General features: G+C 48.4%; 13 protein-coding genes. 6 read left to right on the top strand and 7 right to left on the bottom strand.

The features are described from left to right. Nucleotides 1-146 precede the first annotated feature (146 nt). Genes moaC through moaA form a run of 3 tightly spaced genes read left to right on the top strand, consistent with a single transcriptional unit; the run spans nt 147 to nt 2,471 of the window. Nucleotides 147-986: a cyclic pyranopterin monophosphate synthase MoaC gene (moaC, locus tag ACN0R8_RS02490; RefSeq protein WP_417594737.1), complete on the top strand. Its 840-nt coding sequence runs from the start codon at nt 147-149 to the stop codon at nt 984-986. A gap of 4 nt (nt 987-990) precedes the next feature. Further along, nucleotides 991-1,464 (top strand): molybdopterin synthase catalytic subunit MoaE, encoded by a 474-nt coding sequence (moaE, locus tag ACN0R8_RS02485; protein ID WP_417594735.1) that lies wholly within the window; start codon nt 991-993, stop codon nt 1,462-1,464. Beyond that, the gene (moaA, locus tag ACN0R8_RS02480) at nt 1,461-2,471 is read left to right on the top strand and encodes a GTP 3',8-cyclase MoaA (protein ID WP_417594733.1); all 1,011 of its coding nucleotides are present in this window, start codon (nt 1,461-1,463) and stop codon (nt 2,469-2,471) included. Before moaE ends, moaA begins: the two co-directional genes overlap by 4 nt. Before the next feature lie 6 nt (nt 2,472-2,477). On the opposite strand, the gene ACN0R8_RS02475 is transcribed toward moaA, so the two are convergent. The 4 genes from ACN0R8_RS02475 to ACN0R8_RS02460 all read right to left on the bottom strand — a co-directional run bounded on the left by ACN0R8_RS02475 (nt 2,478) and on the right by ACN0R8_RS02460 (nt 8,313). Beyond that, nucleotides 2,478-4,418, bottom strand: coding sequence for a hypothetical protein (locus ACN0R8_RS02475; protein WP_417594731.1), 1,941 nt, complete (start codon nt 4,416-4,418; stop codon nt 2,478-2,480). An 82-nt stretch (nt 4,419-4,500) separates the two neighbouring features. Then, nucleotides 4,501-5,721, bottom strand: a complete 1,221-nt coding sequence (locus ACN0R8_RS02470) for an ABC transporter substrate-binding protein (RefSeq protein ID WP_417594729.1) — start codon at nt 5,719-5,721, stop codon at nt 4,501-4,503. A gap of 26 nt (nt 5,722-5,747) precedes the next feature. Further along, on the bottom strand, nt 5,748-6,371 hold the full coding sequence (locus tag ACN0R8_RS02465) for a response regulator transcription factor (protein ID WP_417594727.1): 624 nt from the start codon (nt 6,369-6,371) through the stop codon (nt 5,748-5,750). Between the two features lie 58 nt (nt 6,372-6,429). Next, nucleotides 6,430-8,313, bottom strand: coding sequence for a sensor histidine kinase (locus ACN0R8_RS02460; RefSeq protein ID WP_417594725.1), 1,884 nt, complete (start codon nt 8,311-8,313; stop codon nt 6,430-6,432). A 234-nt stretch (nt 8,314-8,547) separates the two neighbouring features. Here ACN0R8_RS02460 and ACN0R8_RS02455 point away from each other — a divergent pair, with 234 nt between their 5' ends. Then, nucleotides 8,548-9,132 (top strand): diguanylate cyclase domain-containing protein, encoded by a 585-nt coding sequence (locus ACN0R8_RS02455; protein WP_417594723.1) that lies wholly within the window; start codon nt 8,548-8,550, stop codon nt 9,130-9,132. Between the two features lie 120 nt (nt 9,133-9,252). Here ACN0R8_RS02455 and ACN0R8_RS02450 read toward each other — a convergent pair whose 3' ends face one another. Both ACN0R8_RS02450 and ACN0R8_RS02445 read right to left on the bottom strand, forming a co-directional pair. After that, entirely contained in the window at nt 9,253-9,786 is a 534-nt protein-coding gene (locus tag ACN0R8_RS02450) for a YqiA/YcfP family alpha/beta fold hydrolase (protein WP_417594721.1), read from the bottom strand. A gap of 59 nt (nt 9,787-9,845) precedes the next feature. Continuing rightward, the gene (locus tag ACN0R8_RS02445) at nt 9,846-10,511 is read right to left on the bottom strand and encodes an acyltransferase (RefSeq protein ID WP_417594719.1); all 666 of its coding nucleotides are present in this window, start codon (nt 10,509-10,511) and stop codon (nt 9,846-9,848) included. 168 nt (nt 10,512-10,679) lie between these two features. On the opposite strand from ACN0R8_RS02445, the gene ACN0R8_RS02440 reads away from it, so the two are divergent. Further along, the gene (locus tag ACN0R8_RS02440) at nt 10,680-10,958 is read left to right on the top strand and encodes a cysteine-rich CWC family protein (RefSeq protein ID WP_417594717.1); all 279 of its coding nucleotides are present in this window, start codon (nt 10,680-10,682) and stop codon (nt 10,956-10,958) included. 2 nt (nt 10,959-10,960) lie between these two features. Here ACN0R8_RS02440 and ACN0R8_RS02435 read toward each other — a convergent pair whose 3' ends face one another. Next, on the bottom strand, nt 10,961-12,235 hold the full coding sequence (locus ACN0R8_RS02435; protein WP_417594715.1) for an HD-GYP domain-containing protein: 1,275 nt from the start codon (nt 12,233-12,235) through the stop codon (nt 10,961-10,963). Between the two features lie 260 nt (nt 12,236-12,495). On the opposite strand from ACN0R8_RS02435, the gene ACN0R8_RS02430 reads away from it, so the two are divergent. Next, nucleotides 12,496-14,718 (top strand): OsmC domain/YcaO domain-containing protein, encoded by a 2,223-nt coding sequence (locus ACN0R8_RS02430; RefSeq protein WP_417594713.1) that lies wholly within the window; start codon nt 12,496-12,498, stop codon nt 14,716-14,718. The last annotated feature ends 16 nt before the right edge of the window (nt 14,719-14,734 follow it).

The following is a 14,734-nucleotide window of genomic DNA, read 5'->3' as shown; positions in this document are numbered from 1 at the left end:
CTGTTGTTCAGTATTAAGAAGCACGCGTCACGAAACAAGTACGCGTATCAGGAATAACAAGCCGATCAAAAATAAAAAGTATCACCACCTTAACCGTTCAGCCGTAAGCAAGCGGATATAAAAAGGTGGGAAGCAGAGAGAGTACTATGACTCAGCAAGCAAATAACCCAGTCTCAGGCCAGCACCCGGAAGGGTTTACCCATATCGATGCTAAGGGCGAGGCCAGTATGGTGGATGTGACCGAAAAAGCGGTTACTGCCCGGGAGGCGGTTGCGGAGGCCTATGTTGAAATGCAGCCGGAAACCCTGCGTATGATCGTTTCCGGTGAGCACAAAAAAGGTGATGTGCTGGCTGTTGCCCGTATAGCCGGAATTCAGGCAGCAAAGAAGACGGCGGATCTGATACCGCTTTGCCACCCACTGATGCTGACCAAGGTTAAGGTTGAGTTGATACCGGAACCTGAGAATAACCGTATCCGTATCGAAAGCCTCTGTAAGCTTGCCGGACAAACCGGTGTCGAGATGGAGGCTCTGACGGCGGCTTCTGTAGCAGCATTAACGCTTTACGATATGTGTAAAGCCGTGGATAAAACCATGGTGATATCCGGCACCAAGGTGCTGGAGAAGAAGGGCGGTAAGTCCGGGCATTGGCAGATGGTCAGTGATTCCTCCGATGCTCAGACGGTAGCTGTATCCGATTCGCAAGCTGCATCGCCGTCTGCTGCAGACGAGGGCGTTGTTAAGGTACGCTTTTTTGCGGGATTACGTGAGACACTGGGTTGTGAACAGGTCCCGCTGTCACTGAATGCTGAGACCATAACCCTTGCTGAGGTTAAAGCGTTGCTGATCACGTCCCACCCCGATTGGGCGGAAGCTTTGTCCGCTAAGAATCTTCTGATGTCGGTAAACCAGCAGATGGCCAAAGCATCGGCTCTGGTAACAGTGGGTGATGAAGTAGCCTTTTTCCCACCGGTGACAGGGGGGTAAGCGGATGAGCTGTCAGATCGAGATCCGTGTTCAGGAAGCGGAGTTTGACCTTGGAGCGGTGAGCCGGGCGATATCTGCTGACCGTACCGATATTGGGGCTATTGTGACCTTTAGTGGTCTGGTGCGGGACTTTAATGAAAAACCAGATGTTCTGGCACTGACTCTGGAGCATTATCCGGGCATGACAGAGCAGGCGCTGCAGGAGATTGCACAGGACGCGGTTGATCGTTGGCCTTTGCAGGCGGTGCATGTGATCCATCGAGTTGGCCGATTGACACCGGGAGATTCGATTGTGCTGGTCGCCGTGGCATCAGCACACCGTCAGGCGGCCTTTGATGGCTGTAGTTTTATTATGGACTTTCTGAAAACCCGTGCCCCTTTCTGGAAAAAAGAGAATACACGGCAAGGTGATTATTGGGTCTCGGCCCGTTCATCTGATGCCGTTGCTGCCGGGCGTTGGCAGGAGGGTGATATATGAGCACTGTTGAGACTCCGGTTACTCCTCTGATTGATGGTTTTGGTCGTCAGGTGACCTATGTCCGATTGTCGGTAACGGACCGTTGTGACTTCCGTTGTGTGTACTGCATGGAGGAGGATATGACCTTTCTGCCCCGTGAAAAAGTGCTGACACTGGAAGAGATCGCTTTAGTCGCAGAAGCTTTTGCGCAACTTGGGGTGAATAAAATCCGACTGACCGGTGGTGAGCCTCTGGTGCGGCGGAATGTGATGGAGTTGATCCGTCATATTGGAGGCCTTGAGCAGATCACCGATTTTGCCATGACCTCGAACGGCTCTCAGCTGAGTCGAATGGCCGATGACCTTAAAGCTGCAGGCCTTAAGCGGCTGAATATATCCCTGGATTCTCTGGATGAGGTACGTTTCCGTCAGTTGACCCGTAAAGGGGATCTGAATCAGGTTGTTGCCGGTATTGATGCGGCTGTGGCAGCAGGTTTTAAGGGCATTAAACTGAATGCTGTGATTCTGAAAGGCCGCAATGACCATGAAATTCTGGATCTTCTGGAGTTTGCAATAGCCCGCGGTATCGATATCAGCTATATCGAAGAGATGCCCTTGGGAACGATCTCGGAACATCACAGAGAGGAGACCTACTGCTCCAGTGATGAGGTGCGTGAGATGATCTGTCAGCGTTATGAGCTCTTGCCGACCACAGAGAAAACGGATGGACCGTCCCGCTATTTCCGTATTCCCGGTATTAAAACCAAGGTAGGTTTTATCTCGCCCCATAGCCATAACTTCTGCAGTAGCTGCAACCGCGTTCGTGTCACTGCGGAAGGGCGACTTCTACTCTGTTTGGGTAATGAACATTCGGTTGATCTCAGGGCGATTATCCGGGCAAATCCGGGCGATATTGAGCCGCTGAAACAGGCGATCTGTGACAGTATGGCGATTAAGCCGGAGCGACATCATTTTACAACAGATGGTGATGTTCAGGTGGTGCGCTTTATGAACATGACCGGTGGTTAAGCTGCGTTAATCCCGTAGTCGCCGAGCCTCAATCAGGGCTTTATACCAGTCCCGTTTGGGTGCGGCTACCACCGGTGGTCGTAGATTCAGATAACTGACCTTACGTTCCCGTGATGTTGTGAACTGGCTTAACATATTCAGTCTGCTTTCACGGGCATGGTAGGTATCACGCAGGAACGCGATGGCATCTTCGCCAAGTTCAACCTGGTAATGTTTCACCAGTGCCAGAGCGAGACGCTCAGCGGCAACCGAGAGATCATGCCTTTTCTCATTAGCCATAGCGCGCCCCATGGCGGTTTTGGTTGCAGCACTCATTCCTGGCTCAATATCGTTCATGTAGATAGCATTTGTACTATAAATCGCGCGCTGTATCTCTGGTCGGCTCAATAAAATATGTGGCTCCAGAGCTAGCGCAATTTCGATAGCCAGTTGCTTAGCTATCTCGGGAGTAATGTGGTCTTCAGGCAGCAGAGAGCGCTCTACACGACCCCGGAGGGTTTTGTTACGGGCAAGATTCTGGTCTTCTGGGGTGAGCTTATGTTTAACCAGAAAGTTATTTAATCGGGCACAGACTTCACTGATGGCTTCCTCATCCAGGTAGATGGACTTTTCAGTGACGGTGAGACCTCGATGGCCTGAGCCGATCTGGAGATTGGTATCGCTGACAGAGAACGTATCAACGAACTTTTCCCAGCGTTGGGATGCTTTCAGCAGTTGGACGTGCATGCGTCCAATATGTTCATAAGCCCGGCGAATTTCTTTCCAGAGGTTAAGTGCTTCACCCAGTTGTCGTGCTTGTTCGCGAATCCACTCTTTATCAGCATCGGCGCGCTTTCTTTTAGCTTGTCTGCAGTATTCTGACAAATGGCTGGCGCATTCATCCATATAGCGTTCGGCATTTTCCACCAGAATGTCAGCGGATTGGTTGATCTGCAGCTGTTCGATCTCTTCTTCTTCACTGGTGCGCTGAAGCAGGTATTGCTGATTAATAAAACTGGCCAAAGCCCTGATACGGCTTAAGCCGGTAGCCTGTGCAATACGGTACTCACTGCGATTGCGTTCCATCTTATCCAGTGCAGTTGCCAGCTCCCAGCGCCCGCGGAAGGTAAATGTGAGCATAGGGATTTTCCGGCCACACAATAGTTCAAAGGCCAGTACGATCATCTCTTCGACATCTTCGTCTGACATAAGAAGGTCGTTCTCTTCTTCAATGGCGGCAAAAATACGCTCAATAAAGTTTTCCTGACGGGGCATACCCACTTTCTGGTCTGGGCTGTCGCCCTGTAAACGGGTCCGAAGGTAGGGGATTGCGTCGGGTTCAACGGATTCTAACTGAACCAGTACGTGACGAATCAGGAAACGCTGGCTTTCTACCAGATCATCAATTCGGCGATCCATGCCAACCTGACGGTAAATTTCGATCTGACTGATCAGACGGGCAAATGCCTTATTCTGCGTGAGGTCGTAAGTCGCTTGTTTCAGTGATTCCGGGTCGAGGTCAGCTTTCTGCAGTAAAAGCTTGGCAACGTAGCGCTGGCGCTGCTCCGGGTCATGTTGATGGGTGTGAAGATCCAGAACCTGCCAGCGGAGTTCCGGTAGCTGCTCTAATACCAGAGATACTCTGCGCTTTTCTTCTTCCAGTTTCGGTACACGGGTTAAACGATAAACAACCTGAGCAACAATACCTGCTACACCTGTGATAATGGTGTAGATGATAAAGAACATCAGGTTTTCCTGGGTAGGGGCTTTGTTATAACCGAGCACATAGCTAAGTTGTGCAGCCAGGAGAGTAACAGGCCCTGCCGTCCAGGCCAGAGAGAGAAGCGATAACCCCCAGGGCATGGTCGTTACGGCTTCGCTGATCTGACGGATATGAGCGAAGCCTTCACGTTGAATAGAGACTTTGGTGGTCGTGCTATCTGACTTTTTCCGGCTGAAGAAACCCATAACCATATTCCAGTTTTTACCGTAAAAACAACAGTCTAAGGATGGGGTGCCACAAACGCAAACCTGTGTGCATGCTTTTAGGCTATGGCATGTGGCGTTGTTCAAACAGATAACGATTTTTTTGATCGCTTTGCTGCGATTGGTCAGAGGTCAGACTTAAAGCAGAGAAATCGATATTGGAAAAGTCAGCGTCTGGTTTTACCCAGAGGGTACCGCCTGGACCGGGCTGAGGGACTTTGAAGGGGTGTCTGCCAGACTGTAATGGTATTGCTAAGCGACGGTATTTATGGGAACTATCGTGCAAAATATCGTGCAGGTAAACTAATCCCCAGGCCGCTGACAGTGCATGCCCGCCATAGCTGTTAAACAGCTCCCCTGTTTTGATTTTTGCCTGAGCTTCCGGCAGGAGGTCAAAGCCAGCAATCAGGATATCCTTTCCGGGAATTAATCCGGTTTCTTTTACAGCCTCTGCCGCGCTGAGTGCCATGGCATCATTGGCTGCCCAGATAACCCGTACACCAGGGTAACGCCTGTGGGCTGTGAGGATTGCATGACGCGCATGCCGGGTGTCATAGCGTGTGCGGAAAATTTGCCGGATCTCTACCTGTTTGCTGTAGGTCATTAATGCATCAAACATTCCCAGCAGCCGTTGAGCGTTGGCTCTTGATGCTGTCCGGCCCTCCAGAACGATTATTGGCAGTGGGCGTTGCTCCGGGAACATTGTCAGGGCCTGATTGAGTAGCTCCTGGGTTAACTGGCGACTGGCTTCATAGTTACCCGCATCGATTTGGCCTACCCAGTACCGATAAAACTGACCCGGAAGCCCTATGTTATCTTTTGGGGCAAAGCCGTTGTCGTAAACAATGCTATAAACCTGGTGCTGTTCGAGCAGTTCCAGAATAGCTTTCCCTGTATTTTTGATATTGGGGAAAAGCACCGCATTGGGTTTATGGCTGGAATTCACCAGAGCAGAAAGAACACGAACGGGTCTCAACGGGTTGTTGTTGATAGCGATAACCTGCAGTTCCAGATTAAGGTCGTGGGCTGCTTTTTTAGCTGATGTTTTGACCTGTGACCAGAAGGGGTTCTCTGTTTTATTCACCAGCACAACAATCCGGTAGGTGTTGTGGTGATGTTCTTGTGCTGGAATATCGGCGGAATTAGTTCTGTCTGCCGGTGTTAATTCCAAGGCGGAGGCCAGACTACTGATAGGCAGTGACAGCAATATCAGGCAATAGGTAAGGCTCCTGCAGGTATTTAAAAAAAGCACCTGTATCCGGTAGATATTGTTTATTAGGGGCATATTTTTCCGGGCCACTGGTTCTATATTTAACAGGACTTCTGATAGGTCAGGTGAAGTCTGACCAGCTCGGGAAGTGAATTAACTGCCGTTTTACGCATAATATTACTGCGATGATACTCAACGGTTTTGACGGTAATATTCAGTTCGCGGGCGACCTCCTTGTTTGCACACCCTTTGACCAGTAGCTCCAGGATCTGGTATTCGCGTTTTGTCAGTGACTCTAGAGCTTTATGGCTCTCCTGTTCAATCTGTAAAGCGCTCTTTGTTTCACGGAATTTCTTTAAAGCAGCCTCTACTTTAAAGATTAACTGGCTGTGATCGATGGGTTTTTCCAGAAAATCAAACGCACCCAGTTGAATAGCCCGCACCGCCATAGGAACAGTTGCGTGACCGGTAATAAAAATAACCGGTGCAATCACATCCAGTGATTCCAGTTGTTGGAAGAGCTCTATGCCGCTCATCCCCTGCATCCTGACATCGAGAAGGATACAGCACGGTTCAGAGGTTTTGGCTGCCATGCTGTGTAAAAAATTTTCGCCGGATGAGTGGGTAACGGCATCATAGCCATAGGATTCCAGCAACATCTGAAGTGAAGCGGCGACAGACTCAGTATCATCAATAATATGGATTTTTTGTGGTAGTGCCTGCAAGTGGATATCTCCCTGAAAGTAGCTGGTGCTTATAATAGGTTCAGCGATAAGCTTCAGATTATGAGGGTTCAGTTTTCAGTGTTGCGGCCTTTTTATCTGTTATATCGATATGATCAGGAAGGCGTAAAGTAAACTCAGCGCCACAGGGGGTGAGATTGCGGGCTGTTATTGAACCATGATGCATCTCTGCAATACTGCGGCAAATGGCAAGCCCCATACCCAAACCCTTTTCTTTGGTACTGAAATGGGCGGTGAACACCCGCTCTATATTTTCGATACCAGGCCCGTTATCTCTGATCTTAATCACATAGTTGTGATCTTCACGATACAGAGAAATTTTGATTTCCCTCGGATCTGCGGTGCTTTCAGCAAGTGCTTCTATAGCATTTGAAAGCGTATTAATCATAATCTGTTTGAACTGAACTTCGTTAGCAACAGCGATCGCTTTTTCCAGTTCAGAGTGGAAACTAAGGGTAATGTTATGCTTATCTGCCCTATGCTGACACAGAGCCTGACTCTCTTCGAGTGCCTGGATAAGGTTCAGCGGTTGTTGTGGATAGTCATTGCGGCCAAGCTGGGCCCTGGCCTGTTGTACAATCTGGGATGCAATATTGGCTTGTTGCATTAATTGTTCAAGGCTTTGGTGAAGCTTGTCCTGATTGATCTGGCCAGACTTGCTGAAGTTGATCGCAGACAGGGCATAGTTCTGAATAGCGGCAAGTGGTTGATTGACCTCGTGGGCAATGGTTGTTGCCATTTCAGCAATAGCCATCTGATTCTGACGGAAGTTCATCAATTCATTGGCTTCTTTTTCCAGTTTTTCAGCCCGTATTTTATCACTGACATCTCTTAGGGTGACGTAATAGATCCCTTGTTTCTCAAACATGACCACATTGAAATGCAGTTCTATCTGAAGGTTCGCTTTCTGTAATGAGGGCGGAAGCGTGTTGTTATTAAGCAGATAACGGCCATGCTCCAGAGGTTTTGACCCGAACATTGCTTCGAAATCCTGCTTAATAAGCTGATCAAGTGCCCGGTCCAGAATACTCATGGCTGCAAGATTTGCATCGATGATGCGAAAGCGTTCTTCCTCTTCCAGGCGGAAGCTCTCGACAATAAGAAGCGCGTCTACATTCCGGTGGAAGAGTGCCCGATATCGTTTTTGGCTATTCTGAAGCATATTGGTCAGCATACGGGCGGATTCCCGGCTCTCAGCGACCTCATTCGTACGTTCAATAAGCTTTGCGTGTGCTTCCTGCTGTCGGTTGTGGTAGCGGAAGTTATTTTCCTGGAGCTGATTATAGGCACCGATCAGTGCTTTAATCTCCCCCGGATCACTGCGCCTTGGGGCTATCTGGCGGAGATTGTCCGGCCGGGAATCAGATATTTTCCTGATAAGATAGCTCAGTCGGCGCTGAACTTTCTGATGCAGGAATAAAGTTAGTGCCAGTAAAGGGAAAACAAATTTGAGAATGCCAAGTGCGACAATGGTGGCGAGGGCTTCGGTTCGGCCTTCCAGCAGTATCTGAGGGTTATATTGAATATTAATGTTGCCCAGTAGCAGGCTCTGCCCGCTATTGTTTGTGTAGCTCAACGACCTGGATACCGCTATAGAAGGGAGCTGCATATTTTCACTGTTTCTGCTTCGCAGATAAACTCGTGAGAACTGGTCTGAAATCATCAGATAATCGACATTGGCTTCCTGGAAAAGACTGTCGCCAATCAGATTGATGGTTTCTTCATCAGCATCATAAAGTGCTTTGGAGAGAATCGGTACAACCAACTTTATTTGTTTGTCTGCATGGGCCTGCATGCTGGTTGCACTCAGTTGATAGTAAAGGTATAGCTGCAGAGCTGAAAGAAGAGCGACAACAAGTAAGGCTGGCAGGACGATCGACCTAACTAACTGATTTGTAAAAGATATTTTTTTTGGCTCTTCCATTCTTATATCCAGTTCACAGTATGATTTTAGTATACCTTTGACAGCCGTATTATGCCCTAGGGAAAACCCTTAAAGAGAACAGTAGTGAACCCAGTAGTCTTGTTACAAAGTTTAACTCATTATTACAAAACAATATGTTTGGTCTGATTCCAAATACTATTCTTTCATGACATTCGTTCTTACTTCCATCACAACTAAAAGAACAATGTGATGCGCTATTAAAGAGGTCTGGTTATGACAATTGAAACCCGTGCTCCGGTTCTTACTCCAATGGATTCAACGAAATGGGCTTTGCCGGGTGTATCAGGCCATTATGACGCGCTAACAGGTTTACTTTGTCGTTCTGTATTGGACAGCGACAGCAGGGCGGAGGCGTTGTCCAGCCATGAGTTGGCCGTTGTGATGGTTGAACTTGATCAGTTTTCGCGTTTTAACCGAGAGCATGGGCGGGCTATTGGTGACTTTGTTCTGGCGATGACAGCAAACCGCCTGACCAGTATCCGTCACGGCTGGGATAGTCGATGCTATCGCTATGATGGTGATTGCTTTGTGCAGTTATTATGGACCGACTCCCCTGTTGATAGCGAGCAGCTAAAGTCCCTCGCCCTGGATATTCAGCAGGCCCTTAAGCCTGGTATTCATCTGGCGGATCAATTAATTGAGCTAACCTGTACAGTTACAGCCGCTATTACGATGGGAGGTGCCCCATTGGATCATGTGCTGACTGAGGCACAGCGCTACAGTAGTGATATGAAATGCCAAGGGGTGGAGCAGCTTCATATCCTTAACTTTGACAGAGAGTTGAAGGCTTGCGGATAGTTTTTTTCAGTGTAGAGCTCATACCGGCCGAATAGGCTATTGCTCTTAGAGGACATGGATTGTCCTCTTTTTTTGTTTTCATAACGCTGTTATTTCGCACCAGACCTAGATTAATCTGTTTTATGTGTTCAGGGCGATTTCCAGTTCAGTCAGAAAGATCAGAAAGTCCTCTTCAATCAGATCTAGGCTGTCGCTAAGGCGATGATCGTCTGCCAGAAGGTGAATCTTACAGTCAAGCTTTTGACTTAACATATTGGTGTTCATCCAGGGGATTGTGCGATCAAATAAGCCGTGTACCAGATATATTGAGCCCGCTTTGATTTCAGGCCATTGAACAGGGTAGTGCTCCAGTCCAATTGCCGGAGCCATCAGAAACATGCCGGCAGCTCTGTATCTTTGGCTGGCACGGGCTGCAACATATCCCCCCATGCTGGAGCCGACTAAAATGAGTTCATTACCGGGTATTTTGGTTTCTGCCAGATAGGCATTTAGCATTTTGACCCGGCTTTCCGGATCGTCAGGGTTTTCTGCGCTTAGGTAATTTAAGGCACTGAACTCGTGACCGCGTTCGTTGGCAATACGGGAGAAAAGTTGGCCTTTGTTACCCCAGGGGCCACTCTCTTTGCCATGAATAAAGCAGATATGTAACGGCATAACGGCTCCGTTTGTAAATTTTAGCGGTAAGAATAATACGACAGACTAACGGATTGACATTATTTGTCTGAAATTCCGGTGGCCTTCTCTCTGTAACCTATCGGCTTCTCACGGCGATCACCAATCAATTTAGCCGGATTGCCTGCCACAATAGCAAACTCCGGGACATCTTTGGTCACCATGGCATTCATTGCGATCACGGCGTGATCTCCGATTGTGACGCCGTCCCGTACACCTGCCCCGGCCCCGATCCAAACATCCCGGCCAATCGAGATCCCCTTTGAACCGTTACCTTGCTGATAGATTGGCATGTCAGGCGCCATTCCGTGATCAAAGGCATAAAGCTTTACTTGGTTGGCAATACGGGTCTGGTCACCGATTGTAATGCCTGCTTTGCCACCATCAAAAGAGCAGCTGTGATTGATAGCAACTTCGCGGCCGATTACCAGAGGGCCGTGTAAGAAGCAGTTTGCGGCAACAAAGGTCTCTTCACCTAAGGTGATGGCTCGCCCTGGCTCAGCAAAAAGTGCAGCTTCCGGAGCGATAAATACCTGCTCAGCGATCTCAATGGTTTCAAGCTGCATTAGGGCTTGCTGAAGATCATCCTGCCACGGTTTAGCCCATTGCAGGTTTTTGGGTTTCAGGCGGTAATAGAGCCAAGGCATCCAGCTGAGGCGCTTTTTATGCTGAGTCTGATAAAACTCTGGTGGTTTTCCTCCGGTCATGATCCGCCTGTTGTTATCTTATTGATAATAAAGCGTACTATTTTGCCAGATCAGAGGGGATCAGAAAATCAGTTTGATCAGCCGTGTTATTTTTGGACGTCAGAAGATATGCTGCACGGACTGAATATTAAAAATGATGGTTATAGTGAGTCAGGTATGGAGTATATTTTGAGTAAAACTGCCGTTGTTGTTTTTGATCCGCTGCAGGCCGTTAAAAATAATGATAGTAAAATTGATCCTGCAAGATGCCCGCTTTGCCATCGACTGAATAATTGCGCTCATCATAATGCCCAGGACTCCAGACAGGGTTGCTGGTGCTATGACCCCGGAATCTCATTTCCGGAATCCCTACTCACCCGTATCTCTCCTGAACAACGTTCAAAGGCATGTGTTTGCCGTGACTGCGCGGTAGGGTATCTGGAAAAGAAGGTGGTGCTTGAGCCATAAAATTATGTACTGTTGGCTAATTTTTCAAGATCCTGTAGGTTAGTTTCGTCCAGTGTGCGCGTGATACTAATGTGCGCATATTCTGGGGCCATCAGATCCAGTTCAATACTGCCATCAGCAGAAAGCTGGTCGCTGCTTTTCAGAACCCGAATAACAGGGCGTGTACGATTTTCAGGGTTGATCATTGTAACCACGGCCATCCGGCCATTCATCAGTTCGACCATGCAACCCGGCGGGTAAACCCCTAATGCTTTGATAAAACGGGTGACCAGACGGCTATCAAAAAGCTTAGCTCGCCAGCTGTAGATACGGGATAGTGCCTGGGTTGGGTTAGCGGCATCGCTATAGAAACGTTCCCGTGTCATGGCCTCATAGGTGCTGGTGATACCGAGAACCTGAGCCAGATAAGGAATGTTTTCGCCTTTGATACCCCTGGGGTAGCCTGAACCGTCATAACGTTCATGATGGTTGCCGATGATCTCTTTTAGCTGAGGGAGCGTGGATAGCTCGTTGTGCAAACCAACAAAGCTCATGCCTTCAATAACGTGGTACTCAATAGCCTGTCGCTGCGCTCTGTTGAGCTTGCCTTCATAGCTGAGCAGGTAGCTTGGTACTTTCAGCATACCGATATCATGCAGTAATGCTGCCATGCCAAGCAGGTAGATGGTGTGCTGATCCAGATCCAAATACTGCGCAAAAGCGATCGTCAGGATACAGACATTGACAGATTTTTCCGCCAAAGATTGTTCTTTTTCTTTTAGTCGGGATAGAAGTAACAGAGAGGCAGCATCGTTGAGCGCATCATCCATCAGGCAGTGAACCGCATCTGTCAGCTTCTTGAACGATACTCGGTTGCGGTCATTGACCCGGGTAAACAGGTCTTTTACTTCCCTGACACAAACAGCGATATTGCTTTCGATAATCTGAAGTTCTTTGCGGTTGAGCAGTTCCGGAGCTGCAATCAGACCCTTGCGGTTTTTGAGAGCATCTTTTTCGTTTTGCTGAGCTTTTCCTGACGTCTGTTTATCGGTTTGATCGGCTTTTTTACGAGCTTTTGCCGGTTCTACGGGAGTGCTTCTGAAGTGCGTCAAAGAGTGACGTGCAGATGCTTCAACATCAATGACCACTTGCTTGCAGGCCCGATTGAGTTTGATCAGTTCTTCTTCAGTTTTAACAGTAAAAGCGCGACGCCAAAAAGGGGACTCAAGCCAGTTTACATCCAGCTCAACGATCCGCATGCCAATTCTTACATGCTCTGTAGCAATAGTCTTTTTCATGATAACTGCACTCAACAATCCTTATTTGCCACTTAACTTCAAGTATGTGCTGGGGATTAAATGCAATTTTATGCATTGATCTGTGACATGTTTTTATAGTTGCAATAAATTTACACGAATACAGGGTTTGCCGCAAACTTCATTGATGATATTCCATAGGGTAAACAAGGGTGTAAAGCCCAAGACGCAGCCTCTAAAAAATGGATAATAGCGGGCAACCAGCACTTGTGCTAAACCTGCTTTCACAGAGTATTCTTTGCATGCAAATTAATGTTAACTTTCTGGATAATCTCCGCTTAGAAGCCAAGTTCGATGACTTTACAGTCATCGCAGACCAGCCGATCCGCTATAAGGGCGATGGTTCGGCACCAGGGCCGTTTGATTACTTTCTGGCATCGTCTGCTATGTGCGCGGCTTATTTCGTTAAAGTTTACTGCCTGGCGCGGGATATTCCCACTGATAATATTCGGTTGTCGCAGAACAATATTGTTGACCCCAATAATCGTTATAACCAGATATTTAAGATACAGGTGGAGCTGCCGGAAGATATTTCTGAAAAAGACCGCCAGGGCATTATTCGCTCGATCGACCGTTGCACAGTGAAGAAAGTGGTACAGACTGGCCCGGAGTTTGTCATTGAAGTAGTGGAAAACCTGGATGAAGATGCGCAGGCACTTCTGATGGCGGATCTGGATGAAAACGCTAATACCTGTATTCCGGGAAAAGATCTGCCGCTGGAAAAAACCATTGCCACCATGACCCGGCTGCTGGCCGATATGGGCATGAAGATCGAGATCACTTCATGGCGAAATATTGTACCGAACGCCTGGTCGCTTAATATCCGGGATGCAGCATCTCAGATGTGCTTCACCAACGGTAAAGGTGCCACCAAAGAAGCAGCGCTGGCCTCCGCTCTGGGTGAGTTTCTGGAGCGTCTGAATTTTAACTTCTTTTATAACGATCAATATTTTGGTGAAGAGATCGCCCACAGTGATTTTGTGCACTATCCGGATGAGCAGTGGTTCCAGCCCGGTGAGGGTGACAGTCTGCCGGAAGAAATTCTTGATGAATATACCCGGGAAATCTATGACCCGGAGGGTGAGTTGCGTGGCTCAAATCTGTTTGATACCAACTCTGGCCGCATGGATCGTGGTATCTGTTCCCTGCCGTTTGAGCGGGTATCTGATGGTGAAACCGTTTATTTTCCTTCTAACCTGATTGAGAACCTCTATCTCAGTAACGGTATGAGCGCCGGTAATACACTGGAAGAAGCGCAGGTTCAGTGTTTATCAGAAATCTTTGAGCGTGCGGTGAAGCGGGAAATTCTGGAGCAGGAGCTGGCGCTGCCGGATGTACCTGAAGCGGTTCTGGCGAAATACCCTCAGATTGTTGAAGGTATTAAAGGGCTGGAAGAACAGGGCTACCCTGTTCTGGTTAAAGATGCCTCTCTGGGTGGTCAGTTTCCGGTGGCCTGTATCACGCTGATGAACCCGCGTACCGGTGGCGTGCTGACCTCTTTTGGCGGTCACCCGCGTTTTGAGGTGGCCTTTGAGCGCTGCCTGACAGAACTGATGCAGGGGCGGAGCTTTGAAAGCCTTAATGATGTACCAAAGCCAACCTTTGAAAGTAATGCCGTTCGTGAGCCTAACAACTACGTTGAGCATTTTATCGACTCAACCGGCGTAGTTTCATGGCGTTTTTTCAGTGATAGGGCAGATTATGAGTTTTGCGAATGGGACTTTTCACACCTGTTGGAAGACGCTGGTCGACAGGGTAGAAGCTCCAGCGAGGAAGAGGCAAAAACGCTGTTCGCTATTCTTGAGCAGATGGGCAAAGAAGTTTACCAGTCTGTGCGTACGGAACTGGGTGTACCGACCTGCCGTATTCTGGTGCCGGATTATTCTGAGATCTATCCGGTGGAAGATCTGATCTGGGATAACACCAACAAGGCACTGAGATTCCGTGAGGATATTCTCAATCTGCACCGTCTGGATGATGAGCAGCTGGAAGCTCTGTTTGAACGTCTGGAAGAGAGTGAAGAGGATGATTACACCGATATCATCACCTTCATCGGCATTGAATTTGACGAGAATACGGTCTGGGGTCAGCTGACGATTCTGGAACTGAAGCTGATGATCTGTCTGGCTCTGGGTGCACTTGAAGATGCTAAAGAACTGGTGGATATGTTCCTGCAGTACAACGACAACACCCTGGAGCGAGGCCTGTACTATCAGGCTATGGGAGCTGCATTGGACGTTGTGTTGGATGATGAGTTGGAGTACGAAGATTTCCGGAACAGTTTCCAACGTATGTTCGGACAAGAGCGTATGGATGCTGTGGAGGGATCTATTGAAGGGACGGTGCGTTTCTATGGTCTGACCGAAACCAATATGCAGCTGGAAGGCCTCGACAAACATCAGCGCCTGATCGCCAGCTATCAGAAGCTGCATGCTGCGCGGGCTGCTATTGCCGCAAAAGCTTAATTGGTGCAAAAGCTTA

It is taken from the genome of Oceanospirillum sp., from assembly GCF_048265165.1.
Classification (GTDB): domain Bacteria; phylum Pseudomonadota; class Gammaproteobacteria; order Pseudomonadales; family Halomonadaceae; genus Oceanospirillum.
This window is presented reverse-complemented; position numbering and strand designations above follow the sequence as displayed.